This window comes from Delftia acidovorans NBRC 14950 (assembly GCF_001598795.1).
GTDB classification, from domain to species: Bacteria; Pseudomonadota; Gammaproteobacteria; order Burkholderiales; family Burkholderiaceae_C; genus Comamonas; species Comamonas acidovorans.
Map to the genome: position 1 here is coordinate 465,607 of NZ_BCZP01000001.1, position 26,414 is coordinate 492,020.

Here is a 26,414-nt window from a genome sequence, read left to right on the forward strand (position 1 = left end):
CTTTGCAGAACAATCACCGCCGTGTTCGATGTGTTTCTGCGGAGTTTTCGATGACTGATTTCCTGCGCCGGCATGTGCTGGTGACTTCCATGCTGGCGGCGACGGTCGCTGCTGCGGCCTTGCCGATGTCCGCGTCGGCCGCCGATGCCGCCTGGCCCAGCCGGCCCATCCGCGTGGTGGTTTCCTATCCGGCCGGTGGCGTCAGCGACGTGGTGGCACGCGCCCTGGGCGAGAAGCTGGCCGCCCGCCTGGGCCAGCCCGTGGTGGTGGACAACAAGGCCGGCGCCGGCGGCGCCATCGGCCTGGACCTGGTGGCCAAGGCCGCACCTGATGGCTATACGCTGGGCTTTTCCTCCATCAGCCCGCTGACGCTGAGCCCGCACCTGGGCAAGCCGCTGTTCGATCCGCAGCGCGATCTCGTGCCCGTGACCAGCGTGATGTATTCGCCCGTGCTGCTGCTGGGCACGGCCCGCTCCACGGCGACCGATTTCAAGGCACTGGTGGCGCAGGCCAAGGCCCAGCCCGGCGAAGTCCGCTGGGCCACGGCCGGCCTGGCCTCGCTGGGCCACATCATGCTCGAGCAGATCATGTATGCCTCGCAGGCCAAGATCACGCACATTCCCTACAAGGGCGGCGGCCAGCAGCTCAATGATGGCCTGAGCGCCCAGTTCGAGGTGCTCTCCACCAACGCCGGGCCGGCCGTGCTGCAGCACATCAAGGCGGGCAAGCTCAAGGCCCTGGCCGTGGGCGCCCCCCAGCGCCTGGAGTCGCTGCCCGGCGTGCCCACGCTGGCCGAACTGGGCTACAAGAGCGCCAACATGACCTCGGTGTTCGGCATCTTCGCGCCCGCAGGAACGCCCGCGCCCGTGCTGCAAAGGCTCAATGCCGAGATCAACCAGGTGCTGACCCAGCCCGACATGCGTGCCAAGCTGGAGGCCACCGACAACGTGGCCACGGGCGGCAAGGCCGAGGATTTCGCGCGCCAGATCGAGGCCGAGTCCCAGTCCAACGCGCGCATCATCCAGGCTGCAGGCATCAAGCTGAACTGATACCGCTGCGGCGCGTGGCATGCAAAAAGGGCTTGCGGCTTCCCGGCCGCAAGCCCTTTGCCATGGTGGCTGGCCCGTTCAGACCGTGGCGTCGTCCGCCGTGAGGTTGTCGGCCCAGGCCAGGGCCTGCAGGTGCGCCCAGTTGACCTGGTGGTTGGACAGCTGCAAGGCGTTGGCGGCGCGCGCAAAGCCTTCGTCGTCGCCGCTTTCGCAGGCGCGCGTCAGCTCCAGGAAGGGCGCGAACACGCCCTTGTTGTGCACCAGCGCATCGATCACGGGCTGGGGCAGGGCGATGGATTCCAGCGCCTTTTCCATGGGCTGGCCCAGCATCACATCCAACAGCGAGAACACGCCCACCACGAAGGCGTTGTCACATTCCTCGGGCGAGAGCAGCTCGGCCGTCAGCAGCTCCATCAGGCGTCCGCGCACCACGGCGGTCTGGCCCACGGCCGGCGGCGTGCCGCCCGCGCGCGAGGTGGTCAAAAGCAGGGCCGCCCAGCGGAACAGCTTCTTGAGGCCCAGGATCATCACCGCATGGCGGAACGAGGTGATCTCGCAGGACAGGCCAAATCCCGAGGAGTTGATGAAGCGCAGCAGGTTGAAGGACAGCGTGGGGTCCTTCTTGAGCAGGGCTTCGATCTCGTCCGTGCTGGCCTGCTGGCGCACCAGGTTGATCAGCTGGATGATGGTCGCCTGCGTGGGGCGGATGGTGCGTGCCTGCACGAGTTGCGGCTGGGCGAACCAGAAGCCCTGGAACAGCCGCACGCCCAGGTCGCGCATGCGCTCGAACTGCTCGGAGGTCTCGACCTTTTCGGCCACGATCTGGGCATTGGTATGGGCGCGCGCGAAATTCACCAGGGTCTCGGCATCGGCCAGTGCAAAGGTCTGCATGTCCAGCTTGATGAATGCGGCCGCAGGAAGCCAGCTGGCATAGGCGCGGCGCAGCAGGTGCTGGTTGAAGGCCAGGCGGAAACCGCGCTGGCGCAGGGCCTGGAAGGTGGGCAGGCGCTCTTCGATATCGGCTGTGGTGGCGTTCTCGCCCAGCGTGGTCACTTCCAGCACCACCTTGTCGGGGTGGATCAGTTCCAGGTGGCCGCCGGCCAGGCTGTCATGCGTGCAGTTGATGAAGACCGTCTTCTTGCCCACCAGCGCCTCGGCTCCCGCATACGACAGTGCGTTGAACAGCAGGGCGGCATCGGAGGCCGCCGTGTGCGCATGCTGGGCTGTGGAGCGATCGAAGAGTTCATAGCCGAAGACATCGCGCGCCTCGTTGACGATGGCCTGGCGCGCAATGACGGCCACCTGTCCGTCCTCCACTCCTTCTGGCAGGGGTGGTGGCGGAGCGGAGGAGTTGTCGTTGGTAGTCATTTGGAAGCTGAGAAAGATGAAGGAGCGGCGGCGTTGAGTTGCATGCGATAGCTCATGACTATAGCGAGCTGTCTGCCAGTTGATCGGTCCAGGCCAGGGCCTGCAGATGGGCCCAGTTGATCTGCTGGCTGCTCAGGCGCAGTGCGTCTGCGCTGCGGTTGAAGGCTGCGTCGTCGCTGGCCTCGCAGGCCTGGGCCAGGATCAGCAGCTCGCCCAGCACGCCTTCATGGCGCAGCACGGCGGCGGAGACGGCATCGGGCACGGGGATCAGGCTCATGGCCACGTCCTGCGGCAGGTCCAGCATGCTGCCCAGCAGCGAGAAGATGCCGACGACGAAGGCCTGGTCGGAGTCTTCCTCGCTCAGCGATTCCTGGGCCAGCAGCTCCATCAGCCGCCCGCGGATCACGGCGGTCTGGCCGATGGCCGGCGGCGGCCCGCCGTTGCGCGATGCGGTCAGCAGCATGGCCGCCCAGCGGAACAGCTTCTTGAGGCCCATGAGCATCACGGCCTGGCGGAAGGAGGTGATCTCGCGTTGCACGCCAAAACCCACGGAATTGATCAGGCGCATCAGGTTGAAGGCCAGGCCCGCATCCTTCTTGAGCACATCCTCGATGGCATCGGTGCTGGCCTGCTGGCGCACCAGATTCAGCAGCTGGACGATGCTTTGCTGCGAGGGCGACAGCAGCTTGGTGCGCACCACCGTGGGCCGCGCAAACCAGAAGCCCTGGAACAGCTGTATGCCCAGGCGGCCGACCTGCTCATGCTGCTGGGCGCTTTCCACCTTCTCGGCGATCAGCTCGGCGCGCGTGTGGCGGCCAGCGAAGTTGACCAGCACGGCCAACTGGTCAGGGGCCAGCACGGACAGGTCGAACTTGATGTAGTCGGCCAGGGGCAGCCAGGCCGCATAGGCGGACTCCAGCACCGTGTGATTGAAGGCCAGGTTGAAGCCGCGCGCGCGCAGATTGCTGAGGATGGGCAGGCGGGCCTGCACCTCTTGCTGTGCGGCCAGGCCCAGCGGCGGTATCTCCAGCACCACCTTGTCGGGGTTGAGCAGCTCCAGATGCCCGCCGGCCAGGCTTTCATGCGTGCAGTTGACGAACATCAACTTGGTGCCGACCAGATCCTCTTCGCCAGCATGCGACAGGGCCGTGAACACCAGGGACACGTCCGAGGCCGCCGTATGGTCCGGGTAGGCGCGAGAACGGTTGAAAAGCTCGTAGCCGATGATCTGCTGCACCCCGTTGACGATGGCCTGGCGCGCGATCATTCCCCGGTCTGTGGACGCGGGGCTGGCCGCAGGGGCATCGTTGAAGAGATGGACAGGCAATTCGGTCATGGAGTGTTCGGTCGAAGAGGCACGGTAAGCAGCAGATCTGATTGTAGGAATGTTCTGAATAAATATGCCGACAGGCAGTGTCTGCTGGGACAAGTCCGATTGCGGAGTCGGACCCATCCTAGTTTGTAAACCATTGTGCGGCCATGCGGACGGGACGGGCCTGTCCGCGCGGCTGCGGCAGTCTTTCTTCAGACCTGCTGCAGCCAGGCCAGTTCGGTATCGGTGAAGCCAGCGGCGCGGCGCGCGCGCTCGTTGAAGGGCGGGCGCAGGCGCGGTGCCTCGTAGCGCTGCGTCAGGTGCTGGTAGTGCGCCTCCGGCTCCAGGCCTTCCCGTTCGCACAGCCAGCGGTACCAGTGGTTGCCTATGGCCACGTGGCCCACTTCCTCGCGCAGGATGATGTCGAGGATGTCCACGGCCGCCAGCGCATCGGGCGCGCGCGTGTTGCGCAGCTTGTTCTGTATCTGGGGCGTGGCGTCCAGGCCCCGTGCCTCCAGCGTGCGTGGCACCAGGGCCATGCGGGCCACCACGTCATGCGCGGTCTTCTCGCACATGGTCCACAGGCCCTGGTGGGCCGGGAAGTCGCCATAGTCATGGCCCAGGTGCGCGCGCAGATGCTCGCGCAGCAGGCGAAAGTGCTTGGCCTCCTCGGCGGCCACCTGCAGCCAGTCCAGGTAGTACTGCTGCGGCATGCCGTCAAAGCGCCAGACGGCATCCAGCGCCAGATTGATGGCGTTGAACTCGATGTGGGCAATGGCGTGGATCAGCACGGCCCGGCCTTCGGGCGTGGCCGGCGAGCGCCTTGCAACGGCAGTGTGGTGGCGCAGCTCGGGCCGCAGCGGGCGGCCGGGCAGGTCCGGTGCGGGATCGGGCAGGGCCGGTGCCTGCGCTGCTATTGAATAAAGCGCCTGCCGTGCATACATGTCCAACGCGGCGGCGGCCTTTTCTTCGGGGTCCGGGAGGCACAAAACCTCAAGGGCGCGGTGACGTAACTCCATCCCTACAATTCTAGGTTTCCTGCCATCACCAATAATTGACGGAGACAAAGACCCATGGCGATTTATGAACTGGATGGAGTGGCCCCTGAAGTGGCAGCATCGGCCTGGGTGGCCGACAGTGCCGAGGTCATGGGCAATGTGCAGCTGGCCGAAGACGCCAGCATCTGGTTCGGCGCCGTGCTGCGCGGCGACTGCGAGAGCATTTCCATCGGCGAGGGAAGCAACATCCAGGACGCCAGCGTGCTGCATGCCGACCTGGGCAAGCCGCTGGTCGTGGGGCGCCATGTGACCGTGGGCCACCAGGTCATGCTGCATGGCTGCACCATCGGCGACGAGTCGCTGATCGGCATCGGTGCCGTGGTGCTCAACGGCGCGAAGATCGGCAGGAACTGCCTGGTCGGCGCAGGTGCCCTCATCACCGAGGGTAAGGAGTTTCCCGATGGCTCGATGATCATCGGCAGCCCGGCCAAGGCCGTGCGCCAATTGACGCCCGAGCAGATCGAAGGCTTGCGCCGCAGCGCCCAACACTATGTCGATAATGCGCGCCGGTTCAAGACCGGGTTGCGCAAGCTGGGCTGAGCGAGGCCCGGCACTTTTTTACGGAATCCATCAGCGTGTCTGAACTGCATAAATTCATCTTCGAAGGCCTGCCCGTGCGCGGCTCCATCGTCCGCCTCACCGACGCCTGGCAGGAAATCCTGCAACGCCGCGCGGGCAACGGCGAGACCGGCGCCTACCCCGCTGCCGTGCGCGAACTGCTGGGCGAAATGGCGGCTGCCGGCGTGCTCATGCAGTCCAACATCAAGTTCAACGGCGCCCTGGTCTTCCAGGTCATGGGCGACGGCCCGGTCAAGCTGGCCGTGGCCGAGGTGCAGTCCGACTTCGGCCTGCGCGCCACCGCCACCCTGATCGGGGAGGCGCCCGAAGGCGCCACGCTGGAGCAACTGCTCAATGTGAACGGTGGTGGCCGTTGCGCCATCACGCTGGACCCCAAGGGACGCCAGCCGGGCCAGCAGCCCTACCAGGGCGTGGTGCCGCTGCAGGATGCGCAAGGCCGCAGGTTCTCCAAGGTGTCCGATGCACTGCAGCACTACATGCTGCAGTCCGAGCAGCTGGACACCGTGCTGGTGCTGGCCGCCAATGACCAGTTGGCTGCCGGCCTGCTGATCCAGCGCATGCCGGTCAAGGGTGAGGCCAACCTGGCCTCCGCCACCGAAAGCGAGCAATCGGGCCAGGACGCCATCGGCCTGAACGAGGACTACAACCGCATCGCCACGCTGGCCGCCAGCCTGACGCGCGATGAACTGCTCACGCTGGATGTGGAAACCATCCTGCGGCGCCTGTTCTGGGAAGAGAAGCTGATGCGCTTCGTCCCCCAGCAGGATGAAGAGCGCCCGCGCTTTGCCTGCACCTGCAGCCGTGAGCGCGTGGGCGCCATGCTGGTCTCGCTGGGCATTGAAGAGGTGGACAGCATCCTGGAGGAGCGCGGCAATATCGAGGTGGGCTGCGACTTCTGCGGCAAGCAGTACGAGTTCGATCCCATCGATGCCGCCCAGCTGTTCACCGAAGCCGGCAAGCAGCCACCGACCTCGACGAACGTCCAGTAAATACGCTCGGAGTCAGTCCCGCCCGCTGCGCAGCGCGTCGAACAATCGCCGCTCGCAGTCCGGGTCGCTGCATTGCTCGCAGCCGTAGGGGCGAAGGCGTGCGCTGCGTTGCGCGGGGCTTGCGGGCAGCCAGGACCAGTCCATTTGCGGAGCCTTGAGCCTGAGCGACTCGGCCAGCTGTTGCCATTGCCGGGCGGTATTGCCGTAGAGCACCACGTAGTCGCGTGACTGGCTTTGCAATTGGTCACGCCAATGCTGGAGCTGTGCGGCAGGGCCATTGCTCACCCCTTCGTGCTCGGTGACGGAGGCTCTCCAATCCAGTCCCAGCAGGTAGACAGCCCCATGTTCCGGCAGAGACTGCCCCGGCTCGGCCGCCAGGCATTGCCAGTCAGCAGGAGATGCTCCGTGGTGCCGCCAGGCCTGGCGCAATGCATGGGCCATGGAAAGCGCGAGCGCGGGCGGCGATCCCAGAAGAATCACCGGGGGCGGGGGCAAGTGGTCTGTGTCCAAGTACCTGTCTCGGCTTGCGCGCAGGCCCGGTTAAGGGGTGCAGGCGCCTTGTTGCAAAAGCACAAGGCCGGCATGAAGCCGGCCTTGGTGCAAAAAATCCCAACCTTCAGCGCCGCACGATCTGCACGAAGATCTCGTTGGGCTTGACCATGCCCAGCTCGCTGCGGGCCTTTTCCTCGACCATGGCCAGGCCGTCCTTGAGGTCGTTGACTTCGGAGGCCAGGCGGTCGTTCTCGGCCTTTTCCAGGGCATTGGCCACGTTCTGGTCGTGGATCTGCTGCTGCAGTTCCTTGACGTAGGCCACGCTGCCATGGCCCAGCCACAACTGCGCGTGCACGGCGGCGAGCAGGGCGAGCAGGACAAGGGGGACGACGCGGTTGACCATGGCAGCAGATGTTGCGGAAAGGAAAAAGGCTTGCAGGCCGGATGGCTTGCAAGCCTAACGCTTTTCAGCGCAGGTTGTAGAAAGCCTCGCGGCCGGGGTAGTGGGCGATGTCACCCAGGTCTTCCTCGATGCGCAGCAGCTGGTTGTACTTGGCGATGCGGTCCGAACGGCTCAGCGAGCCGGTCTTGATCTGGCCGGCATTGGTGCCCACGGAGATGTCGGCAATCGTCGAATCCTCGGTTTCGCCCGAGCGGTGCGAGATCACGGCCGTGTAGCCTGCGCGCTTGGCCATTTCGATGGCGGCGAAGGTTTCGGTCAGCGTGCCGATCTGGTTGATCTTGATCAGGATGGAGTTGGCGATCTTCTTGTCGATGCCTTCCTTCAGGATCTTGGTGTTGGTGACGAACAGGTCGTCGCCCACCAGCTGGACCTTGGCGGCCAGGCGGTCGGTCAGGATCTTCCAGCCATCCCAGTCGCCTTCGGCCATGCCGTCCTCGATGGAGATGATGGGGTACTTGTCGCACCAGCCGGCCAGCATGTCGGTCCACTGGGTGGCGGTCAGCGTCAGGTTGCCTTCACCGGCCAGCACGTACATGCCGTCCTTGTAGAACTCGCTGGCGGCGCAGTCCAGGCCCAGGGCTATCTGTTCGCCGGCCTTGTAGCCTGCGTTTTCGATGGCCTGCAGGATCAGCTGGATGGCGGCTTCGTGGTTTTCCACGGAAGGCGCAAAACCGCCTTCGTCACCCACGGCCGTGCTCATGCCCTTGTCGTGGATGATCTTCTTGAGCGCGTGGAAGACTTCGGCACCCCAGCGCACGGCTTCGCGGAACGACGGCGCGCCCACGGGGATGATCATGAATTCCTGCAGGTCCAGGCTGTTGTTGGCGTGTGCGCCGCCGTTGATGACGTTCATCATCGGCACGGGCAGCTGCATGCCGCCCATGCCGCCCAGGTAGCGGTACAGCGGCAGGCCGGCTTCTTCGGCGGCGGCACGGGCCACGGCCATGGAGACGGCCAGCATGGCGTTGGCGCCCAGGCGGCCCTTGTTGTCGGTGCCATCCAGGTCGATCAGGGTCTTGTCCAGGAAGGCCTGCTCGGAGGCGTCCAGGCCCAGCACGGCTTCGGAGATCTCGGTGTTGATGTGCTCGACGGCCTTGAGCACGCCCTTGCCCAGGTAGCGGCTCTTGTCGCCGTCACGCAGCTCGATGGCTTCGCGCGAGCCGGTGGACGCGCCCGAAGGCACGGCGGCACGGCCCATCACGCCCGATTCCAGCAGCACGTCGCATTCGACGGTGGGGTTGCCGCGGCTGTCCAGCACTTCGCGGCCTACGATGTCAACGATTGCACTCATGGCATTTCCTTTGCGGTTTTTGAAATCGGTGTGCAGGCGGGTTCCGGTGAGGTTGCGCCCTGGTGCTTGCCGGGCAAGCGGTATGGGTGGTCGATGGCGTGGCTGGCTGCCGTGCCACCGGGCACAGCCATGCTCCGCGGCGCAGTATCTGCGATCGGGCGGCGGCTATTGTGCACAAATTGGTTGTATGGCTTTGTATGCGCTGCGCTCTTGACGAGCCGGGATGGCTGGCCGTCAGACGCCTTCCACGCAGACCATGCGCATGATGGATGCGCCTTCACGCGCCTCGCGGGCACGCAGGTACTCGGGCGTGTCGTAGAAGGCCCGGGCTGCCTCGAAGCTGGGGAACTTGAGGATCACGGTGCGGCCGGGGTTCCAGTCGCCTTCGAGCACTTCGACCTTGCCGCCGCGAACGCAGACTTCGGCGCCATGCACGCGCATGGCCTCGGTGCTCCACTTGCGGTATTCCTCGTACTGCTCGGGCTTGGTGACGGTGACGGACGCAATGATGTAGCCGCTGGCCATGGGTCAGACTCCAAAGTCGTTTTCGAGGAAGCCGTTCTTCTTGGTCACGTCGTCGAGCGCGACCAGGGTTTCGAGCAGGGCCTTCATGTGCTTGAGCGGCACGGCGTTGGGGCCGTCGCTGAGGGCGCAGGGAGGGTTGGGATGGGTTTCCATGAACAGGCCCGCCACGCCCACGGCCACGGCCGCGCGCGAGAGCACGGGCACCATCTCGCGCATGCCGCCGCTGCTGGTGCCGTTGCCGCCGGGCAGCTGCACGCTGTGCGTGGCGTCGAAGACGACGGGCGCGCCGGTCTCGCGCATGATGGACAGGCTGCGCATGTCCGAGACCAGGTTGTTGTAGCCAAAGCTGGCGCCGCGCTCGCAGGCCATGAAGCTGTCCTCGGGCAGGCCGGCTTCCCTTGCAGCCGCACGGGCCTTGTCGATGACATTCTTCATGTCATGCGGGGCCAGGAACTGGCCCTTCTTGATGTTCACCGGCCGGCCCGACTGGGCCACGGCGCGGATGAAGTCGGTCTGGCGGCACAGGAAGGCCGGCGTCTGCAGCACGTCCACGACCTGGGACACGGCCGGGATTTCGGACTCGGTGTGCACGTCGGTCAGGATGGGGACCTGCAGGTCCTTCTTCACCTTGGCCAGGATCTCCAGGCCCTTGTCCATGCCCGGGCCGCGAAAGCTGGCGCCCGAGCTGCGGTTGGCCTTGTCGTAGCTGCTCTTGAAGATGAAGTGGATGCCCAGGGCCGCCGTGATTTCCTTGAGATGCCCCGCCACGTCCATCTGCAGCTGTTCGGACTCGACGACGCAGGGGCCTGCAATGAGAAAGAAGCGCCGGTCGAGGCCGACATCGAAGCCGCAGAGTTTCATGGTGAGGATTCCTTGGGAAATGGTGGGCGGCGGTGCAGAGTCAGGGCTTGCGCGGCGCCTTCTGGCGTTCGATCGCAGCCTTCACGAAGGCGTTGAACAGCGGGTGGCCGCTCCACGGCGTGGACTTGAACTCGGGGTGGAACTGCACGCCGATGTACCAGGGGTGAACTTCCTTGGGCAGCTCGACGATCTCGGTCAGCTGCTCGCGCTGCGTCAGCGCCGAGATCACCAGGCCCGCTTCGCGCAGCTGGTCCAGATACTGGACGTTGGCTTCATAGCGGTGGCGGTGGCGCTCGGTGACCACATCACCGTAGATGCTGTGGGCCAGCGTGCCAGCCTGCACGTCGGAGGACTGCGCGCCCAGGCGCATGGTGCCGCCCAGGTCAGAGTTCTCGTCGCGGGTCTTGACCGTGCCGTCGGCATCCTTCCACTCGGTGATCAGGGCGATCACGGGGTTGGCGGACTTGGGGTCGAACTCGGTGGAGTTGGCGCCTTCGAGGCCGGCCACATGGCGGGCGTATTCGATGGTGGCCACCTGCATGCCCAGGCAGATGCCCAGGTAGGGCACCTTGTTCTCGCGGGCGTAGCGGGCCGTGGAGATCTTGCCTTCCACGCCGCGCGAGCCGAAGCCGCCGGGCACGAGGATGGCGTCGTACTGCGAGAGCTTGTCGCGCGCATTGGCGTCGCTGATGGTCTCGGAGTCCACATGGGTGATCTTCACTGCCACATGGCTTTGCATGCCGGCGTGCTTGAGCGCCTCGTTGACGGACTTGTAGGCGTCCGACAGCTCGACGTACTTGCCGACCATGGCGATCTTGACCTCGCCCTGCGGGTGCTCGGTCTCGTGGACCAGGTCGTCCCAGCGCTTGAGGTTGGTGGGCGGCGTGTTCAGGCGCAGCTTGTCGCAGATCAGGCCGTCCAGGCCCTGCTCGTGCAGCATGCGGGGCACCTTGTAGATGGTGTCCACATCCCACATGGAGATCACGCCCCACTCGGGAACGTTGGTGAACAGCGAGATCTTTTCCTTCTCCTCTTCCGGCACCTGGTGCTGCGCGCGGCACAGCAGGGCGTCGGGCTGGATGCCGATCTCGCGCAGCTTCTGCACGGTGTGCTGCGTGGGCTTGGTCTTGAGCTCGCCGGCCGTGGCAATCCAGGGCAGGTAGGTCAGGTGCACGAAGGCCGTGTTGTTGGGTCCCTGCTTGAGGGCCAGCTGGCGAACGGCTTCGAGGAAGGGCAGGGACTCGATATCGCCCACCGTGCCGCCGACTTCGCAGATGGCGACATCGACAGCGTCAGGCGTGCCCAGGCCGGCGCCGCGCTTGATGTACTCCTGGATTTCGTTGGTCACGTGCGGGATCACCTGCACGGTCTTGCCCAGGTAGTCGCCGCGGCGCTCCTTTTCCAGAACGCTCTGGTAGATGCGGCCGGTGGTGAAGTTGTTGGACTGCTTCATGCGCGTTTCGATGAAACGCTCGTAGTGGCCAAGGTCCAGATCGGTCTCGGCGCCATCATCGGTCACGAACACTTCACCGTGCTGGAAGGGCGACATGGTGCCCGGGTCCACGTTGATGTAGGGATCCAGCTTGATGAGGGTGACTTTGAGGCCGCGCGATTCGAGGATCGCAGCAAGGGAGGCTGAGGCGATTCCCTTGCCCAGGGAAGACACCACACCGCCTGTGACGAAGACAAATTTGGTCATGTCTTTTATTGGTGGTGGTAAAGCAGGATTATAGATGCGCCGCCGAATTCGCCGCGCCGCGCGGGGCTGCTCGGATGCTCCGGCTCTGCTAAATTGCGCGCCATGACTGAAGTGTTCGCAGGTAAACATCTGGTGCTCGGCCTCTCCGGAGGCGTGGCTTGTTACAAATCTGCCCAGCTGGTGCGCCTGCTGGTGCAGGCCGGGGCCACCGTGCAGGTGGTGATGACCGAGGCGGCAGAGCAGTTCATCACCCCGGTGACCATGCAGGCGCTGTCGGGCCGTCCGGTCTATGGTTCGCAGTGGGACGCGCGCGAGCCCAACAACATGCCCCACATCAACCTCAGTCGCGAGGCCGATGCCATGCTGATCGCGCCTTGCAGTGCCGACTTCATCGCGCGCCTGGTGCAGGGCCGCTCCGACGAGCTGCTGAGCCTGATGTGCCTGGCGCGCCCCATGGACCGCGTGCCCCTGTTGCTGGCGCCTGCCATGAACCGCGAGATGTGGGCGCACCCGGCCACGCAGCGCAACCTGGCGCAAGTGGCGGCCGACGGTGCGATGGTGCTGGGCGTGGGAACGGGCGACCAGGCCTGTGGCGAGGTGGGCGACGGCCGCATGCTGGAGCCCGAGGAAATCATGGAGGAGCTGGCTGCCTTCTTCACGCCCAAGCTGCTGCAGGGCCGCCAGGTGCTGGTCACGGCGGGCCCGACCTTCGAGGCCATCGACCCCGTGCGCGGCATCACCAACCATTCCAGCGGAAAGATGGGCTTTGCCATTGCGCGCGCCGCCCGCGAGGCGGGCGCCCAGGTGACCCTGGTGGCCGGGCCCGTGCACCTGCGCACGCCGCGCGGCGTGCAGCGCATCGACGTGCAATCGGCGCAGCAGATGTTTGATGCCGTGCACCAGCAATTGCCGCAAGCCGGTGTGTTCATCGCCACGGCGGCCGTGGCCGACTGGCGCCCGGCCACGGCGTCAGACCAGAAGATCAAGAAGGACGGCTCGGGCCAGACCCCCACGCTGACCTTCGTCGAGAACCCCGACATCCTGGCGGCCGCCGCGCAGTCCGAGCCTGCGCGCAGCGGCCGGCTGTACTGCGTGGGCTTCGCCGCCGAAAGCCATGACCTGCTGCAGCACGCCAGCGCCAAGCGCCTGCGCAAGCAGGTGCCGCTGCTGGTGGGCAATATCGGTCCCGCAACCTTTGGGCGGGATGACAATGCCCTGCTGCTGATCGACGAGTCCGGCACCATGGAGCTGCCGCACGCCTCCAAGTCCCTGCTGGCGCGCCAGCTGGTGGCCGAGATCGCCCGGCGCCTGCCACCCGTCCGTTGACACCACCGAAGGCCCGCATGTCACAGAACACCTACGAAGGCCCCCGCCACGGCGACTATGTGCGCTATGTGGATGAGCTGCTGCGCGCCAGCCCCCTGTACCGCTCTGCGGCCCACGGCTGGATGGCGCAGGGACGCAGCGATTTCACCGATGCGGTGGCCACGCCGGGCGCGCAGTCCCAGTCCGTCGTCGAGCGCGTGCGCGAGCAGGTTCAGGCTGCGGCCGAGAAGGCGCGCATCGCCGCGCAGCAGGCTTCGGTGCCTGCCCTGCCGGGGCGCCAGCCGTCTGCAGGCGACAGGAATGGCGACAGGAACGGCGATAGAAATGGTGGCAGGGCCGATCGCGGCCGGCAGGCGGCGCGGGCACAGCAAGCCCAGGCGTCCTCCGCCGCCAAGGCCGTCAAGAAGACGGTCTTCAAGATAGGTCCGGGCCAGTTGCTGGGTATCGTGATCGGCCTGATCCTGGCCGTGGTGATTCCGGGCATCGGCCCCTTCATCCTGCTGCTCACCATCATCAATGCCATCGTCAAAGGCTTTCGCAGCGGGCTCAAGTCGTCCGGGTGACGGCGCGGGGCACAATGCGCGCTTTGCTTTTCAAGAGAGCCTGCCGTGAGGCGCTCCCCAGATTGTTTCCATGAACGTTGATATCAAGATCCTTGACGCGCGCCTGCGCGAGAACATGCCCGCCTACGCCACGCCGGGAAGCGCGGGCCTGGACCTGCGCGCCTGCATCGATGCGCCGCTGACGCTGGAGCCCGGCCAATGGCAACTGGTGCCCACGGGCATGGCCATGTACCTCAAGGACCCCGGCTACGCGGCCATGATCCTGCCGCGCTCGGGCATGGGCCACAAGCACGGCATCGTGCTGGGCAACCTGGTCGGCCTGATCGACAGCGACTACCAGGGCCAGCTCATGGTCAGCGCCTGGAACCGCTCGACCACGGCCTTCACGCTGCAGCCCATGGACCGCCTGGCCCAGCTGATCATCGTGCCCGTGGTGCAGCCCAGCTTCAATGTGGTCGAGGAGTTCGAGTCGGCTTCCGAGCGCGGCGCGGGCGGCTACGGCTCTACAGGCAAGCAATAAGGCGCTCAGCCAGAAAACGCCCGCAGCCGCGCTGCCCGGGCATCGCTCCAGGGAGGAATCCGCATGGCCAGGCCATCCCGGCGCACGCGCCACCGCCCATCCGCATCATGGACGCGCGTGATGCTGACGCAGGAAGACCGCATGCGCCGCCGCCTGCAGCAGCGCCACTGGCTGCGGCTGCATGCGGCACTGACGGGCGGGTTGAGCCTGGCCGGCATGTCGCTGTTGAGCCTGGGCCTGCTGCACGCGGGCATGCACAGCATGGCGCTGCGCTATGGCGTGGCCCTGGCCTGTGGCTATCTGCTGTACCTGCTGCTGCTGCGCCTGTGGGCCGAATGCATGCTGCGCCGCGACTGGGAGGTGTCCGATGTTCCCGATGTGACGCCCGGCAGCAGCGGCTCTTCACCGGCCCGCACGCCGGAGGCTGGCGGATTCGACAGCGGGCAGGGCGGCTCGTATGGCGGCGGTGGCTCCAGCGGCAGCTGGGATGACGGCGGCGCCATGTCCGAGGCCGCTTCCTCGGCGTCGCAAGGCTTTGATGTGCCGGGCATCGATGGGCTGGATGAAGGCGCCGTCGTCCTGGTCCCCGTGCTGCTGGTGTTTGCGGCGCTGCTGGTCGCGGTCACGGGGGCAGGGTCGCTGCTGTGGCTGGTCTTTGGGGCCGACCTGTTCCTGGCCGTGGCGGTGGAGGTGGCCTTTGCGCTGCTGATGGCGCGCACGCTCTATGTGGTGGAGCGCGAGGGCTGGCTGCTGGCCGCGCTGCGCCTGAGCTGGAAGCCGGTGCTGGGCGCACTGGTGGCCGCCGTGGCGCTTGGCGCGCTGGCCGACTGGCTGTTTCCCCAGGCAGATACCCTGGTGCAGGTGCTGCGCGCGCTGAGAGGACACTGAAAGGACCCTGAGAGGGCACTGAGCCGCTGCTGCCCCGCTCCTGCGGTCACAGCTGTCTTTTTGCCCCCGGCAGGCGCAGCTGCATGCGCAGGCCGCCCAGCGGCGAGCGGCTGGCCGCGATGCTGCCGCCATAGGTCTGCACCAGGTCACGCACGATATCCAGGCCCAGGCCTGCGCCGGGCCTGCGTTCGTCCAGGCGCTCGCCGCGCTCGAAGATGCGGCCAAGGTCGGCGTCTTCGATGCCGGGGCCGTCATCGTCCACCGTCAGCAGCAAGGGGCCGCCGGCCTGATCGTGCTCCAGGCCCTGGACTTCCAGGCTCACGGCCTGGGCCGCCCACTTGCCGGCGTTGTCCAGCAGGTTGCCCAGGATTTCCATCAGGTCCTGGCCATCGCCCAGAAAGTCCCAAGGCTGCGCATCGCCCTTCAGCGCGAAGCGGATGCCGCGGCCGGCGTGCAGCCGCTCCATGGTGCGCACCAGTGAGGCCAGCGGCGGCTCCAGGGGCGTGCGCAGGCCTGTGGCCTGGCGGGCCGCAGCGCGGGCGCGTGCCAGATGGTGGTCCACCTGGCGGCTGGCGCTGGCGACCTGCTCTCGGACCAGTTCGGCCAGCGCCCCGCCTTCCTGCGCGGCGGCATTGCCGAGGATGGACAGCGGCGTGTTCACCGCATGGGCCAGGTTGCCGGCCTGCGTGCGCGCGCGCTGCACCATGTCGGCGTTCACATCCAGCACATGGTTGAATTCCTGCACCAGGGGGCGCAGTTCCTGCGGGAACCGGCCTTCGAGGCGCGGCGTTGCCCCCTTGCGCACGTCGGACAGGCCTTTGCGCAGCAGCTGCAGCGGCCGCAGCGCCAGGCGCAGCTGCAGCACCACGGCCAGCACCAGCCCGGCCGCCAGCGTGCCCAGTGCGGCGATCAGCATGGTGGTGAAGCGCTGCATGGGCTCGGCCAGCAGGGCGCTGTCGGCCGCAACGATCAGGCGCAGCGGCGGCGCGTCGGCTTCGGGCAATTGCAGAGGGCGTGCCACGGCCACGAGCTGGTGGCCCTGGCCATCGGGCAGCATGCCGGTGTTCAGCGCCGTGTCCTCGTGGTGCTCATCCGGGCGGCCGGCATCGGCGCGGAACTGGTGCCAGTCCAGCGTCTGGTCCCACAGCGAACGAGAGCGCAGCAAGCCGGCCTTCTCGGGCGGACCCGCGCCATCGCTCACCTGGTCGATCTGCCAGTACAGGCCCGACAGCGGCTGCGCCAGACGCGGATCGCCCACGGCCAGTCCGACTTCGATGCGCCCTCCGGGCAGGCTGTTGACGGCTGCGCTGAGCTGGTCGAGCTGCAGCACCAACTGCGCCTGCAACTGCTGCGCGATGTGGTCGCGGAACAGGCCGCGCAGCCCCCAGCCAGCCAGCAGCACGGCCGCCAGCACCCAGGCCAGCGTGCCGGCCAGCAGGCGCAGGCGCAGCGAATCGCCAAGCCGGGATACCTGTCTTTCCTGTGGCGCGTTCATGCAGCGGGCATGCCTTCCACCAGCCGGTAGCCCAGGCCGCGCACGGTCTCTATGCTGCCGGCCGGCAGCTTCTTGCGCAGGCGGCCGACGAAGACCTCGATGGTGTTGGAGTCGCGGTCGCTGTCCTGCGGGTAGATGTGTTCTGACAGTTCGGTGCGCGAGATCACCTGCCCCACGCGCTGCATCAGCAGGGCCAGCACCTTGAATTCATGGCTGGTCAGCGTGAGCGGCTGGCCGGCGACGCTCACACGCGCCTGGCGCGAGTCCAGCACGATGGGGCCGCATTGCCACTGGGCGCTGGCGTGCGGGCTGAGCCGGCGCAGCAGGGCGCGCAGGCGGGCCATCAGCTCTTCCATGTGGAAGGGCTTGGCCAGATAGTCGTCGGCGCCGGCATCCATGCCGGCCACCTTCTCATGCCAGGCGCCGCGCGCCGTGAGGATCATCACCGGCATGACCCTGCCCTGCGCACGCCAGGCGCGCAGCACGGTGAGCCCGTCGCGCACGGGCAGGCCCAGGTCCAGCACGGCGGCGTCGAATTCCTCGACCTCGCCCAGGTACTGGGCCGTTGCGCCGTCCGCGGCCGTCTCCACCGTATGGCCTGCCTGCTGCAAGGCCTGTACCAGTTGCCCGCAGAGCGTGGGCTCGTCTTCCACCACGAGGATTCGCATCTGCGTCTAGTCCTTGCGCTTGAAGCTCAGTACCTTGCCATCGCGCGCATCGATCTTGAGCTTGGCCACGCGGCCGCCCGATTGCAGCAGCCGGATCTCGTAGATGAAGCGGCCGTCGTCATGCTCGAACTCGACCTTGATGACCTGGCCCTGGTAGTCGCGCTCGACCTGATCGAGCACGGTGCGCAGCGGCAGCACGCGGCCTTGCTGCAGGGCCTGGCGAGCGAGTTCATGGTCGCTGTCGCCGGCGTCCGAGGGCGTGGTCCAGGAGGCCAGGGCCGCCGCCATCAGCAGCAGTGCGGCCAGCAGCATCCAGGACCTGCGAGGAATGGAGAAGGATGGAGTGGGCATGGAAAACTTTATAGCCCAGCGTGGATGAACCTCGGATGAACGGCTGCTTCAGCTTGCGTTCATGGCCTGCATCGAACAATGGCTGCACGCCGTCGCAATCCACCGGAAACGAAGGCGCAGCAGCCGGCAGATGCGGCCTTTTCAAATGCATCGCCAGCCCAATCGCCGACCCAATCGCCGGCCCAGTCGCCGACCTTCACATGCCAAGGAGAACCTCATGCCTTCCATCCGACAACTGATTTCCCGCGCTGCACGCCATGGCCTGACGGGCCTGGGCATTGTTCTGATCGCCACTGCCGGGCTGGTCGCCCAGGTGCAGGCCCAGGCCGCCGCCACGGGCGGGCCTTCCGTGACCGTACAGGCCGGCGAGGCCGTGGCCACCACGGTAGCCTCCGTGCGCGGCGCCTTCCAGGGGCCGGGCCTGAGCATCCGCGAAATCTTCGAGCGCATGGAAGTCCTGGGCTACCGCGACCTGCGCGAGATCGAGTGGGAGGACGGCCTCTACCAGGTCAAGGGCCAGACCGGCGATGGCCGCCCTGTGAAGCTCTACGTCGATGGCAACAACGGCAACGTGCTCAGCATCCGCGCACGCAATTGAGGCCGGGCGGGCAAGCTGATTTTTGTCAGCAAGTGTTCTGTCCGGTCGGCAGGCATGCGGCCTGGGACGTTGAAGCGGTATGCAGTCGCTGGCCGGTCCGGTGGCTGCCCTTGATCGATCCACGGACAGTACACAGGAGATTCTCATGCCTTCCATTCATCGCTTGAGCGCCATGGGCGCCGGCTGCATTGCCGCGCTGATGCTCAGCGCCTGCGCGGGCTACCCCCAGCAGGGCGGATACCCGGGTGGCGGCTACCCTGCCGGCGGCTATCCAGCCGGGGGCTATCCGACCAGCGGCTACCCCAGCGGTGGCTATCCCAACGGCGGCCAGCCCGGCACGGCCTACCCGGGCGGCGGTGGCTATGTGCAGCAGGGGCGCGTGACCAATGTGCAACTGGTGCAGATCCAGCAGCCCAGCGGCATTGGCGGCTCGGGCATAGGCGCCGGGGCCGTGGTGGGCGGCGTGGTCGGCGGGGTGCTGGGCCGCCAGGTGGGCAAGGGCAGTGGGCGCGACATCGCCACCATTGCGGGCGTGGTGGGCGGTGCCATGGCGGGCAATGCCATCGAGAAGAACACCGGCCCTGGCGACCTGCGCGATGTCTACCGCGTCACCGTGCAGTTGAACGATGGCAGCACGCGCGTGTTCGACTACCAGAACAATCCGCAGCTGCGCATAGGCGAGAGCGTGCGCGTGGACAACAATCAGCTGATTCGCTGAGTACCAGGCTCGCTCCATGCAAAAGGGCTCCCCGCAGGGAGCCCTTTGCCATTTCAGCGCGGCAATTTCAGTGCAGCGTGTCGTTGCCCGGTGCCATGGGCTGGATGCGGAAGAAGCCGGTGCCGGCCGAGCCGCGGCCGATTTCTTCCTCGGTGGCTTCGCGCACGCCTTCGACCTTCAGGTGCAGGCGCAGCGCAATGCCGGCCAGCGGGTGGTTGCCGTCCAGCACCACATGCTCGGGATAGATTTCCGTGACGGTGTAGAGCAGGTCGGGCTGCACGGCGCTGCAGCCCTTGGGCAGGGCGCTGGCCTCGAAGCTCATGCCTTCCTCCAGCTCGGCCGGGAACAGGGCGCGCGGCTCCAGGAAGATCAGGCTTTCGTTGTAGTCGCCAAAGGCTTCCTCGGGCTCCAGGTGCAGGTCCAGGGTCTTGCCCTGGCCGTGGCCCTGCAGGGCTTCCTCGATGCGCTTGAGCAGATCGTCGCCGCCGACCAGGAACTCCACGGGCTCATCGAGCACGTCCAGTTCCTCGCCCAGGGTGTCCTTGAGGGTCCAGGTCAGAGCGACCACGCATTGTTCTGTGATTTCCATGGTGTGCAGCTTGTGCGGCCCATGCCGCGGTGGGGAAAAAGAAAGACCGCCGCGCGCGCCCGTGTTTGACGAAGGCGTGCCGGCGGCCGCGTTGGCGCGATTTTCCCACGGCTGCCCGGCTGCTGCGCAGGCCGGGCGGCGAGTCCTGCCGATCAGAACGGATAGTGGCGGGGGGTGGTCTGCATGGTGATCCAGCGCGTCTCGGTGAAGGCATCGATGCCTGCCTGGCCGCCGAAGTGGCCGTAGCCCGAGTTTTTCACGCCGCCAAAGGGCATCTGTGCCTCGTCATGCACGGTGGGGCCGTTGACGTGGCAGATGCCGGCCTCGATGCGCGCGGCCACGCGCCAGCCGCGTGCGGTGTCGCGGGTGTAGACGGACGAGGACAGGCCGAATTCGTTGTCATTGGCCATGGCAATGGCCTGCTCCTCGCCGCGCACACGCACGATGGCCTTGACGGGGGCGAAGGTTTCCTCGCGGAAGATGTCCATCTCGGGCGTGACGCCGTCGATCAGCGTGGCGGCCATCAGGGTGTTGGTGGCCTTGCCGCCGCACAGCAGTTTTGCGCCCTTGGCCAGCGCGTCGTCGATCAGGCGGTTGGCACGCTCCACGGTGGCCATGTCCACCACCGAGCCCAGCACCACGGGGCCCTTGCGCGGATCGCCCAGCGGCAGCGAGGTGGCACGGGCCACCAGCTTGTCCAGGAAATCGCCGGCCACGGACTCGTCCACGATGATGCGCTCGGTGGACATGCAGATCTGGCCGGAGTTGGCGAAGGCACCGAAGGTGCAGCCGGCCACGGCGGCGTCGATGTCGGCATCGTCCAGCACCACGAAGGGCGCCTTGCCGCCCAGCTCCAGGATGGCGGGCTTGAGGTACTTGGCGCAGGTCTGGCCGAGGATGCGGCCCACGCGCGTGGAGCCCGTGAAGTTCACGCGGCGCACGGCCGGGTGGGCCACCATGGCTTCGACCACGGCACCGGCATCTTCGGGCGCATTGGTCACGAAGTTGACCACGCCGGGCGGCAGGCCGCCTTCCTGCAGGGCCTCAATGATCAGGCCGTGCGTGGCGGGGCACAGCTCCGAGCCCTTGAGCACCACGGTGTTGCCGCAGGCCAGCGGCGTGGCAATGGCGCGCACGGCCAGGATGACGGGGGCATTCCAGGGCGCAATGCCCAGCACCACGCCAGCGGGCTGGCGCACGGCCATGGCCAGGCTGCCGGGCACGTCCGAGGGAATGATCTGGCCATTGATCTGGGTGGTCAGCGATGCGGCCTCCAGGAACATGTTGGCGGCCAGGTGCACGTTGAAGCCGGCCCAGATGCCCGATGCGCCGGTCTCGGCGGCCATGGCGGCGGCAAACGCCTCGGTCTTGGCCTCCAGGGCCTGCGATGCCTTCATCAGCATCTGGCGGCGTTCGGTCGGGCCCAGCGCGGCCCAGGCGGGGAAGGCCTTTTGCGCGGCCTCGACGGCGCGCACGGCATCTTCGGGTGTGGCAGCCGGGGCGCGCGTGGCCACCGATCCGTCCAGCGGATTGCGGCGCTCGAAGGTGGCGCCATTGCCGGCCTGTGCGGCCTGGCCTGCGATGAGCATGGTTTGTTCGATCATGACTGTCTCCTTGGTATGCGGTTGTGGCGTTGGCGTTGGCTTTGGCTTTGGCGCTGCCTGGCGTGCCGGTCATCGTAGAAGCAGGCGATGGCGCAGGCAGCCCGCTGCGCGCACAAAGCGCATGACGGATCGTGCACAGGCTCCGGGGTTTACCCTTGTCCTGGCTGTACGCGGGGAAAGCCATGGGGCGCGACAGGCCTGCACTTTCCCATAATCATGTCCATGGCCGCACACAGATCCTTCACCCGTGCGGCGAGCAGGAGAGACCGCACATGACCGATGCCATGGTGTTGAGCACCGACGGACTGCCGCCCGGCGAGACGGCGTCGGCCTGGCACGCCTGGATGTCGCGCCTGTTTGCGGGCCTGGATACCGATGTCTATGGCGATCGCCTGTTCGAAGGCCATGTGCGCGTGGCCAATGCCGGTGATGTGGTGCTGACCCGTCTGGAGGCGGGCCGCCACCGCGTCATGCGCAGCATGCAGGGCCTGCGCGCCCATGAGTCCCCCTATCTGAAGATCGTCGCGCCCTGGGAGGGCGTGGCCAGCGTGCGCCAGCACAACCGCGAGGCCAGCGTGCGCAAGGGCAGCTGGGTGATCTATGACACGGCGCAGGAGTACGAGGTCACCAACCCCGAATGGTCCGAACACCTCATCGTGATGCTGCCGCGCCAGGCCATCGTGGACCGGGGCATCCGGCTGGAAGGGCTGATGGGGCGCAATGTGGGCGGCAGCTCGGGCATTGCCCGCATCGCGCTGGAAACCATGCGCAGCACCTACCAGGAGTTGCCCGGCATGGCGCCGCATCTGGCGCGCCGCGCGGGCGAGCTGCTGGTGGACATGGTCCATCTGTCGCTGCAGGAGCTGGCAGGGCAGGGCACGGCAGGCACGCAGCAACTGGCGCTGCAGGACCGCATCCGCGCCCATGTGGCGGCCCATCTGCGCGACCCGGGCCTGTCGGTGGAGTCGGTGGCCGCCGCGCTCAACTGCAGCAAGCGCCATCTGCACAACGCCTTCGCGGACAGCCAGACCAGCCTGGGCGCCTTCATACAGCACAGCCGCCTGGAGCTGTGCATGCGCGAGCTGCTGCAGCCCGCCCAGGCGCAGCGCACCATCACCGAGGTCGCCATGGATTGCGGCTTTGGCAGCACCGCGCATTTCAGCCGCGCTTTCAAGATCTATACGGGCCTGTCGCCCTCGGATTTCAGGGCCATGCGCAAGCCGGCCGGCTGACTGCCACGAAGCCATTGCGGGGCAGCTTGCGCTGGCGCCAGGACAGGGCAATGCCCGCATAGGACAATGCCGCCCTGTCTCTTCGCTCACTTCGGACCATTTCATGGACACCAACACACCGCTTGCCCTGCTGGGCGGGCTTACCGCTTCCCAATTCATGCGCCGCCACTGGCACAAGAAGCCCTTGCTGGTGCGCCAGGCAATCCCGGGCTTCAAGCCCCTGATTCCCCGCGCCAGGCTGCTGGCCATGGCAGGCGAGGACGGTGTGGAGTCGCGCCTGATCCAGCAGCAGGACGGTGGCCACTGGAAGCTCAGCCACGGCCCGCTGTCGCGCCGCAGCCTGCCCTCGCTGCAAAAGCCCGGATGGACCGTGCTCGTGCAGGGCGTGGATCTGCACGACGACGGCGTGCACCAGCTGATGCAGCAGTTCCGCTTCGTGCCCGAGGCGCGGCTGGACGATCTGATGATCAGCTTTGCCACCGACCAGGGCGGCGTGGGCCCGCATTTCGACAGCTACGACGTCTTCCTGCTGCAGGCGCATGGCCGCCGGCGCTGGCGCATCGGCCGCCAGAAGGACCTTTCGCTGCAGCCCGATGTGCCGCTGAAGGTGCTCTCGAATTTCGAGCCCGAGGAGGAGTTCGTGCTCGAGCCCGGCGACATGCTCTACCTGCCGCCCAAGTGGGCCCATGACGGCATCGCCGAGGGCGAGTGCATGACCTACTCCATCGGCTTTCGCTCGCCCGCGCGCGACGAACTGGCCCGCGAGCTGCTGCTGCGCATGTCCGACGAGCCCGATGAACCCGAAGCGCCCATGGTCTACCGCGATCCCGACCAGCCCGCCGTAGAGGCCCCGGGCGAGATTCCGTCGAGCCTGCACGACTTCGCGCGCAAGGCGCTGGAGCGCGCGCTGGCCGAGCCGCTGGCGCTGGAGCGCGCGCTGGGCGAGTACATGACCGAGCCCAAGGCCAATGTCTGGTTCGAGCATGGCGAGGAACACGGCATGTTCGAGAGCGTGGTCCTCGACCGCCGCACGCGCATGATGTATGACGCAAAACACATCTTCATCAACGGCGAAAGCTATCTGGCCGGTGGCCGCGATGCCACCCTGATGCGCAAGCTGGCCGATACGCGTGCCCTGTCACGCGCCGATCTGGCCAAGGCCAGCGATGACGCGCTGGAGCTGCTGTCCTCCTGGTTTGACGCCGGCTGGGTACGAGGCGGGCCGCTGTCCTGAACCGGGTAGACGCTGTGACGCAGTCATGCTAAGTTCGGGCATTCACCGTTGACAGCGTTCTGCTGATTCATAGCGGACTCCGATAGATTTGTAAAGAATTGTCTTGGGTTCGTCAGTAAATTGACAGCAACCTGGTTTTGTTACACAGTGGACGCCAAGGCAGCTTCTTGCTGCCCCATTCGGACTTGGCAAGAGGATTTGTGCGGAATTGTTCAGAGGTTGTCAGTTTCAGTCAGCCTTGAAAAAATCTCCCTATAATTCGCTCCAAGTCGAATGAATGTGTTTGACGTGGCCTGGCCGCCGCGTACCGGTTGCCCGCATCCGGTGGCGCAAGTGGCGGGGCCCCTCCTGTGTACTGTCTTCTTACCTACTCTCTAGGAAACTGTGATGAAGAACTCTCTGATCCTGGCTACCGTGATCGCTGCTGCAGCTCTGGCCGCTTGCGGCAAGAAGGAAGAGGCTCCGGCCCCCGCTCCCGCACCCGCCGTTGAAGCTCCCGCACCGGCAGCTCCCGCTCCCGCAGAAGCTCCTGCTGCTCCCGCCGCCGACGCTGCTGCTCCCGCAGCGCCTGCCGCTGACGCTGCAGCACCTGCTCCCGCTGCTGACGCTGCCGCTGCAGACGCCGCCAAGGCTGCTGCCGACGCTGCCGCCAAGGAAGCCACCAAGCAGTAATTCGGCCCTCGCCGATGGCAGAGGTTTCGGCCTCTGCCGCGAAAAAACCGCATCCTTCGGGCTGCGGTTTTTTTTTCGCCTTCGCTTTGCTTTGGTCCAGTAAAAAAGCCACCGGCAAATGACTGCGCGGTGGCTGCAAGCCAAGGGCAGACGCTGCCGCCCCAAGGCCCGAAAAGAGGCTTGCTTACTTCATGTCGTCGGTGATGACGCGCACGATGCGCTGGGCATTGGCCGATGTCTCGGGCTGGCCCTGGGTGTTGAGCACGGTGACGGTGGACTTGTCGCCTTCGCTGCGCACCTGGATCTGGTACTTGACCGGCGCGGCCGCATCGGGCGAGCGGCTGAACAGCTTGCTGAAGAAGCCCTTGGGCTCGACCTTGGCGTCAGGCGCGACATAGCGCACGAAGTAGATGCCGCGGCTGCGGTCACGGTCCTCCACGGTGAAGCCCGTGCGGTCCAGGGCCACGCCGACACGGCGCCATGCGCGGTCAAAGCCTTCGTCGATCTGCAGCACGGGCTGTCCGTTGGCGGATTCCATGCGCACGCTGCCGGTGGCGGCTGCCGTGGTGGTGTTGGCCTTGGCCACGGCATCGGCCTGCTCCTGGCTCACACCGAGCTTGACCATCAGGCGGCGCAGGAATTCGGTTTCCAGTTCCGGATCCGAGGGGCGCGGCTGCCAGATGGTCTGGTCCTTCTGGGCGCTGGTGTAGACCTCCTGCATGCCGCGGTGCGTGATGTAGACCTCGGTGGAGCCGTCGGCCGAGCGCTCCAGGCGTGTGCGGAAGCGGTCGCGCTCGCTGGTGGAGTACAGGCCGTCGAAGACCTTGCCCAGCGTCTTGCGGATCACGTCCTGCGGGATCTTGGCACGGTTCTCGGCCCAGTCGGTCTCGATGATGCCCAGCTGGCGGTCTTCGGTGGTGAAGATGAAGCCGTTTTCCAGCCAGAAGTCACGCACGGGCTCCCACAGCTGGTCCGCCGGGCGCTTGATCACCAGCCAGCGCTGTTCGCCGTTGCGCTCGATGCGCACATCGCCCATTGCAACGGTGGCCGTGCGGCCTTCGCTGGGCTTTTGCGCCTTGGAGTTGGCTTCCATGGCTGCGGCGGAGACCACGCCACCGGGCACGGCATAGCGGGAATCCGTGGACAGCTGGGTCAGATCCGGGGGGACTTCCAGGGTGGGCGCCTGCTGCTTGCCGGCGCTCTTGTAGTCGATCTTGCTCTCTTGGAACGTGGTCGTGCAGGCTGTCAGGCCGATGGCCAGGCTCAGCAGGCTCAGACGTGCAATGGGCTGTTTCACGCGAATATCCTTGGTGCGTTCGGTCGGTGAGGCGGGGCGCCTCACAGCAGGCCAGCGGAGCCCAGGGCGGCTTCCACGGTGGCTTCCAGGTTCTTGCTCAGAGGTGTCATCGGCAGGCGCATGGCCGGGCCGCACAGGCCCAGGCGCGCTGCGGCCCACTTGACGGGAATGGGGTTGGCCTCGACGAAGAGGTTCTTGTGCACGGGCATCAGGCGCAGCTGGATGTCCATGGCGGTGCGCACATCGCCGGCCAGGGCCGCCTTGCACAGATCGCTCATCAGGCGCGGTGCCACGTTGGCCGTGACGCTGATGTTGCCATGGCCACCACACAGCATCAGGGCCACAGCGGTCGGGTCATCGCCGGAGTACACGCCGAAGTCCTTGGGCACTTCACGGATCAGCCATTGGGCGCGCTCGATGTTGCCCGTGGCTTCCTTGATGCCGATGATGGCGGGGATCTGCGCCAGGCGCAGCACGGTGTCGTGCTGCATGTCGGCCACGGAACGGCCGGGCACGTTGTAGAGCACCACGGGCAGGTCGCCCACCGCTTCGGCAATCGCCTTGAAGTGCTGGTACTGGCCTTCCTGCGTGGGCTTGTTGTAGTAGGGCACGACCTGCAGCTGGCTGTCGGCGCCGACCTTCTTGGCGTAGCGGGCCAGCTCGATGGCTTCGTGCGTGCTGTTGGCGCCGCAGCCGGCCATCACGGGCACGCGGCCTGCGGCCTGCTCGACGGACACGCGGATGATTTCGCAGTGCTCCTCCACGTTGACGGTGGGGGATTCACCTGTCGTTCCCACCACGCCGATGCAGTCCGTGCCTTCGGCCACATGCCAATCGATGAGTTTTCGCAGCGCCGGGTAGTCAACACTACCGTCCTCGTGCATGGGCGTGATGAGGGCAACGATGCTGCCAGTGAGAGCGACGGAGGAGGATGTCATGTCCGCAAGAAAAAACGGGAAAGGATCATTCTAAC

Annotated in this window: 28 protein-coding genes; 12 read left to right on the forward strand and 16 right to left on the reverse strand. The window is 66.5% G+C overall.

All coding sequences use genetic code 11. The features are described 5' to 3' along the window. Positions 1-50: 50 nt before the first annotated feature. Positions 51-1,049 (forward strand): Bug family tripartite tricarboxylate transporter substrate binding protein, encoded by a 999-nt coding sequence (locus tag DA1_RS02045; protein WP_034396456.1) that lies wholly within the window; start codon positions 51-53, stop codon positions 1,047-1,049. Positions 1,050-1,127: 78 nt separating this feature from the next. On the opposite strand, the gene DA1_RS02050 is transcribed toward DA1_RS02045, so the two are convergent. The 3 genes from DA1_RS02050 to DA1_RS02060 form a co-directional block, all read right to left on the reverse strand. Next, the gene (locus DA1_RS02050) at positions 1,128-2,417 is read right to left on the reverse strand and encodes an EAL and HDOD domain-containing protein (protein WP_012206914.1); all 1,290 of its coding nucleotides are present in this window, start codon (positions 2,415-2,417) and stop codon (positions 1,128-1,130) included. A 58-nt stretch (positions 2,418-2,475) separates the two neighbouring features. Beyond that, a complete protein-coding gene (locus DA1_RS02055; protein WP_034396453.1) occupies positions 2,476-3,753 on the reverse strand; it encodes an EAL and HDOD domain-containing protein in 1,278 nt (425 codons plus the stop codon). 188 nt (positions 3,754-3,941) lie between these two features. Further along, positions 3,942-4,748 (reverse strand): ferritin-like domain-containing protein, encoded by an 807-nt coding sequence (locus DA1_RS02060; RefSeq protein WP_013801101.1) that lies wholly within the window; start codon positions 4,746-4,748, stop codon positions 3,942-3,944. Positions 4,749-4,802: 54 nt separating this feature from the next. Between DA1_RS02060 and DA1_RS02065 the strand changes: the two genes are divergently transcribed. Both DA1_RS02065 and hslO read left to right on the forward strand, forming a co-directional pair. After that, a complete protein-coding gene (locus DA1_RS02065; RefSeq protein ID WP_012206911.1) occupies positions 4,803-5,327 on the forward strand; it encodes a gamma carbonic anhydrase family protein in 525 nt (174 codons plus the stop codon). Between the two features lie 35 nt (positions 5,328-5,362). Further along, entirely contained in the window at positions 5,363-6,355 is a 993-nt protein-coding gene (gene hslO, locus DA1_RS02070; protein WP_012206910.1) for an Hsp33 family molecular chaperone HslO, read from the forward strand. 12 nt (positions 6,356-6,367) lie between these two features. Here the strand turns inward: hslO and DA1_RS02075 are convergent, their stop codons facing one another. From DA1_RS02075 to pyrG, 6 genes are all read right to left on the reverse strand, one after another. Beyond that, on the reverse strand, positions 6,368-6,796 hold the full coding sequence (locus tag DA1_RS02075; RefSeq protein ID WP_034396449.1) for a hypothetical protein: 429 nt from the start codon (positions 6,794-6,796) through the stop codon (positions 6,368-6,370). A gap of 175 nt (positions 6,797-6,971) precedes the next feature. Next, the gene (gene ftsB / locus DA1_RS02080) at positions 6,972-7,250 is read right to left on the reverse strand and encodes a cell division protein FtsB (RefSeq protein ID WP_012206908.1); all 279 of its coding nucleotides are present in this window, start codon (positions 7,248-7,250) and stop codon (positions 6,972-6,974) included. 64 nt (positions 7,251-7,314) lie between these two features. After that, on the reverse strand, positions 7,315-8,601 hold the full coding sequence (eno, locus tag DA1_RS02085) for a phosphopyruvate hydratase (RefSeq protein WP_012206907.1): 1,287 nt from the start codon (positions 8,599-8,601) through the stop codon (positions 7,315-7,317). Positions 8,602-8,835: 234 nt separating this feature from the next. Further along, positions 8,836-9,126, reverse strand: coding sequence for a DUF1330 domain-containing protein (locus DA1_RS02090; protein ID WP_012206906.1), 291 nt, complete (start codon positions 9,124-9,126; stop codon positions 8,836-8,838). 3 nt (positions 9,127-9,129) lie between these two features. Continuing rightward, positions 9,130-9,987 carry a 3-deoxy-8-phosphooctulonate synthase gene (kdsA, locus tag DA1_RS02095; protein WP_013801105.1) on the reverse strand — a complete coding sequence of 286 codons (858 nt, stop codon included), beginning with the start codon at positions 9,985-9,987 and terminating at the stop codon, positions 9,130-9,132. Between the two features lie 40 nt (positions 9,988-10,027). Beyond that, positions 10,028-11,686 carry a CTP synthase gene (gene pyrG, locus DA1_RS02100; protein WP_012206904.1) on the reverse strand — a complete coding sequence of 553 codons (1,659 nt, stop codon included), beginning with the start codon at positions 11,684-11,686 and terminating at the stop codon, positions 10,028-10,030. Positions 11,687-11,788: 102 nt separating this feature from the next. Between pyrG and coaBC the strand changes: the two genes are divergently transcribed. The 4 genes from coaBC to DA1_RS02120 all read left to right on the forward strand — a co-directional run bounded on the left by coaBC (position 11,789) and on the right by DA1_RS02120 (position 14,983). Further along, on the forward strand, positions 11,789-13,012 hold the full coding sequence (coaBC, locus tag DA1_RS02105) for a bifunctional phosphopantothenoylcysteine decarboxylase/phosphopantothenate--cysteine ligase CoaBC (RefSeq protein WP_034396446.1): 1,224 nt from the start codon (positions 11,789-11,791) through the stop codon (positions 13,010-13,012). A gap of 17 nt (positions 13,013-13,029) precedes the next feature. Next, positions 13,030-13,575 carry a hypothetical protein gene (locus tag DA1_RS02110; RefSeq protein ID WP_034396443.1) on the forward strand — a complete coding sequence of 182 codons (546 nt, stop codon included), beginning with the start codon at positions 13,030-13,032 and terminating at the stop codon, positions 13,573-13,575. Positions 13,576-13,645: 70 nt separating this feature from the next. Then, entirely contained in the window at positions 13,646-14,095 is a 450-nt protein-coding gene (gene dut, locus DA1_RS02115) for a dUTP diphosphatase (RefSeq protein ID WP_034396440.1), read from the forward strand. Positions 14,096-14,158: 63 nt separating this feature from the next. Continuing rightward, positions 14,159-14,983 carry a hypothetical protein gene (locus tag DA1_RS02120; RefSeq protein WP_034396437.1) on the forward strand — a complete coding sequence of 275 codons (825 nt, stop codon included), beginning with the start codon at positions 14,159-14,161 and terminating at the stop codon, positions 14,981-14,983. A gap of 46 nt (positions 14,984-15,029) precedes the next feature. Here the strand turns inward: DA1_RS02120 and DA1_RS02125 are convergent, their stop codons facing one another. The 3 genes from DA1_RS02125 to DA1_RS02135 are packed head-to-tail and all read right to left on the reverse strand — an operon-like array spanning position 15,030 to position 17,458. Beyond that, entirely contained in the window at positions 15,030-16,478 is a 1,449-nt protein-coding gene (locus DA1_RS02125; RefSeq protein WP_034396434.1) for a sensor histidine kinase, read from the reverse strand. Beyond that, positions 16,475-17,146: a response regulator transcription factor gene (locus DA1_RS02130; protein ID WP_034396433.1), complete on the reverse strand. Its 672-nt coding sequence runs from the start codon at positions 17,144-17,146 to the stop codon at positions 16,475-16,477. Before DA1_RS02130 ends, DA1_RS02125 begins: the two co-directional genes overlap by 4 nt. A 6-nt stretch (positions 17,147-17,152) precedes the next feature. After that, positions 17,153-17,458, reverse strand: coding sequence for a PepSY domain-containing protein (locus tag DA1_RS02135; RefSeq protein ID WP_012206897.1), 306 nt, complete (start codon positions 17,456-17,458; stop codon positions 17,153-17,155). 256 nt (positions 17,459-17,714) lie between these two features. Between DA1_RS02135 and DA1_RS02140 the strand changes: the two genes are divergently transcribed. Further along, positions 17,715-18,095, forward strand: coding sequence for a PepSY domain-containing protein (locus tag DA1_RS02140; RefSeq protein WP_013801111.1), 381 nt, complete (start codon positions 17,715-17,717; stop codon positions 18,093-18,095). Positions 18,096-18,240: 145 nt separating this feature from the next. Continuing rightward, positions 18,241-18,813: a glycine zipper 2TM domain-containing protein gene (locus DA1_RS02145; RefSeq protein ID WP_034396430.1), complete on the forward strand. Its 573-nt coding sequence runs from the start codon at positions 18,241-18,243 to the stop codon at positions 18,811-18,813. A 67-nt stretch (positions 18,814-18,880) separates the two neighbouring features. Here the strand turns inward: DA1_RS02145 and DA1_RS02150 are convergent, their stop codons facing one another. Beyond that, the gene (locus tag DA1_RS02150; RefSeq protein WP_012206894.1) at positions 18,881-19,402 is read right to left on the reverse strand and encodes an FKBP-type peptidyl-prolyl cis-trans isomerase; all 522 of its coding nucleotides are present in this window, start codon (positions 19,400-19,402) and stop codon (positions 18,881-18,883) included. Between the two features lie 152 nt (positions 19,403-19,554). Beyond that, a complete protein-coding gene (locus DA1_RS02155) occupies positions 19,555-21,006 on the reverse strand; it encodes an aldehyde dehydrogenase (protein WP_017404385.1) in 1,452 nt (483 codons plus the stop codon). 272 nt (positions 21,007-21,278) lie between these two features. On the opposite strand from DA1_RS02155, the gene DA1_RS02160 reads away from it, so the two are divergent. From DA1_RS02160 to DA1_RS29450, 3 genes are all read left to right on the forward strand, one after another. Further along, complete coding sequence (locus tag DA1_RS02160; RefSeq protein WP_034396427.1) at positions 21,279-22,238, forward strand: AraC-like ligand-binding domain-containing protein; 960 nt, start codon at positions 21,279-21,281, stop codon at positions 22,236-22,238. 103 nt (positions 22,239-22,341) lie between these two features. Next, the gene (locus DA1_RS02165) at positions 22,342-23,472 is read left to right on the forward strand and encodes a cupin domain-containing protein (RefSeq protein ID WP_013801115.1); all 1,131 of its coding nucleotides are present in this window, start codon (positions 22,342-22,344) and stop codon (positions 23,470-23,472) included. Positions 23,473-23,859: 387 nt separating this feature from the next. Beyond that, entirely contained in the window at positions 23,860-24,144 is a 285-nt protein-coding gene (locus DA1_RS29450) for a hypothetical protein (protein WP_012206890.1), read from the forward strand. A gap of 184 nt (positions 24,145-24,328) precedes the next feature. On the opposite strand, the gene bamC is transcribed toward DA1_RS29450, so the two are convergent. Together bamC and dapA are read right to left on the reverse strand one after the other, a co-directional pair. Beyond that, positions 24,329-25,441: an NlpB/DapX family lipoprotein gene (bamC, locus tag DA1_RS02175; RefSeq protein WP_034396421.1), complete on the reverse strand. Its 1,113-nt coding sequence runs from the start codon at positions 25,439-25,441 to the stop codon at positions 24,329-24,331. Positions 25,442-25,482: 41 nt separating this feature from the next. Then, positions 25,483-26,379 carry a 4-hydroxy-tetrahydrodipicolinate synthase gene (gene dapA / locus DA1_RS02180; protein ID WP_012206888.1) on the reverse strand — a complete coding sequence of 299 codons (897 nt, stop codon included), beginning with the start codon at positions 26,377-26,379 and terminating at the stop codon, positions 25,483-25,485. Positions 26,380-26,414: the final 35 nt, after the last annotated feature.

What these genes read in the sequence shown, in the direction of transcription:
- DA1_RS02045 (WP_034396456.1), top strand. Translation starts at nt 51, where the DNA reads ATGACTGATTTCCTGCGCCGGCATGTGCTGGTGACTTCCATGCTGGCG.
- DA1_RS02050 (WP_012206914.1), bottom strand. Translation starts at nt 2,417, where the DNA reads ATGACTACCAACGACAACTCCTCCGCTCCGCCACCACCCCTGCCAGAA.
- DA1_RS02055 (WP_034396453.1), bottom strand. Translation starts at nt 3,753, where the DNA reads ATGACCGAATTGCCTGTCCATCTCTTCAACGATGCCCCTGCGGCCAGC.
- DA1_RS02060 (WP_013801101.1), bottom strand. Translation starts at nt 4,748, where the DNA reads ATGGAGTTACGTCACCGCGCCCTTGAGGTTTTGTGCCTCCCGGACCCC.
- DA1_RS02065 (WP_012206911.1), top strand. Translation starts at nt 4,803, where the DNA reads ATGGCGATTTATGAACTGGATGGAGTGGCCCCTGAAGTGGCAGCATCG.
- DA1_RS02075 (WP_034396449.1), bottom strand. Translation starts at nt 6,796, where the DNA reads ATGGCCCATGCATTGCGCCAGGCCTGGCGGCACCACGGAGCATCTCCT.
- ftsB (WP_012206908.1), bottom strand. Translation starts at nt 7,250, where the DNA reads ATGGTCAACCGCGTCGTCCCCCTTGTCCTGCTCGCCCTGCTCGCCGCC.
- eno (WP_012206907.1), bottom strand. Translation starts at nt 8,601, where the DNA reads ATGAGTGCAATCGTTGACATCGTAGGCCGCGAAGTGCTGGACAGCCGC.
- DA1_RS02090 (WP_012206906.1), bottom strand. Translation starts at nt 9,126, where the DNA reads ATGGCCAGCGGCTACATCATTGCGTCCGTCACCGTCACCAAGCCCGAG.
- kdsA (WP_013801105.1), bottom strand. Translation starts at nt 9,987, where the DNA reads ATGAAACTCTGCGGCTTCGATGTCGGCCTCGACCGGCGCTTCTTTCTC.
- pyrG (WP_012206904.1), bottom strand. Translation starts at nt 11,686, where the DNA reads ATGACCAAATTTGTCTTCGTCACAGGCGGTGTGGTGTCTTCCCTGGGC.
- coaBC (WP_034396446.1), top strand. Translation starts at nt 11,789, where the DNA reads ATGACTGAAGTGTTCGCAGGTAAACATCTGGTGCTCGGCCTCTCCGGA.
- DA1_RS02110 (WP_034396443.1), top strand. Translation starts at nt 13,030, where the DNA reads ATGTCACAGAACACCTACGAAGGCCCCCGCCACGGCGACTATGTGCGC.
- dut (WP_034396440.1), top strand. Translation starts at nt 13,646, where the DNA reads ATGAACGTTGATATCAAGATCCTTGACGCGCGCCTGCGCGAGAACATG.
- DA1_RS02120 (WP_034396437.1), top strand. Translation starts at nt 14,159, where the DNA reads ATGGCCAGGCCATCCCGGCGCACGCGCCACCGCCCATCCGCATCATGG.
- DA1_RS02125 (WP_034396434.1), bottom strand. Translation starts at nt 16,478, where the DNA reads ATGAACGCGCCACAGGAAAGACAGGTATCCCGGCTTGGCGATTCGCTG.
- DA1_RS02130 (WP_034396433.1), bottom strand. Translation starts at nt 17,146, where the DNA reads ATGCGAATCCTCGTGGTGGAAGACGAGCCCACGCTCTGCGGGCAACTG.
- DA1_RS02135 (WP_012206897.1), bottom strand. Translation starts at nt 17,458, where the DNA reads ATGCTGCTGGCCGCACTGCTGCTGATGGCGGCGGCCCTGGCCTCCTGG.
- DA1_RS02140 (WP_013801111.1), top strand. Translation starts at nt 17,715, where the DNA reads ATGCCTTCCATCCGACAACTGATTTCCCGCGCTGCACGCCATGGCCTG.
- DA1_RS02145 (WP_034396430.1), top strand. Translation starts at nt 18,241, where the DNA reads ATGCCTTCCATTCATCGCTTGAGCGCCATGGGCGCCGGCTGCATTGCC.
- DA1_RS02150 (WP_012206894.1), bottom strand. Translation starts at nt 19,402, where the DNA reads ATGGAAATCACAGAACAATGCGTGGTCGCTCTGACCTGGACCCTCAAG.
- DA1_RS02155 (WP_017404385.1), bottom strand. Translation starts at nt 21,006, where the DNA reads ATGATCGAACAAACCATGCTCATCGCAGGCCAGGCCGCACAGGCCGGC.
- DA1_RS02160 (WP_034396427.1), top strand. Translation starts at nt 21,279, where the DNA reads ATGACCGATGCCATGGTGTTGAGCACCGACGGACTGCCGCCCGGCGAG.
- DA1_RS02165 (WP_013801115.1), top strand. Translation starts at nt 22,342, where the DNA reads ATGGACACCAACACACCGCTTGCCCTGCTGGGCGGGCTTACCGCTTCC.
- DA1_RS29450 (WP_012206890.1), top strand. Translation starts at nt 23,860, where the DNA reads ATGAAGAACTCTCTGATCCTGGCTACCGTGATCGCTGCTGCAGCTCTG.
- dapA (WP_012206888.1), bottom strand. Translation starts at nt 26,379, where the DNA reads ATGACATCCTCCTCCGTCGCTCTCACTGGCAGCATCGTTGCCCTCATC.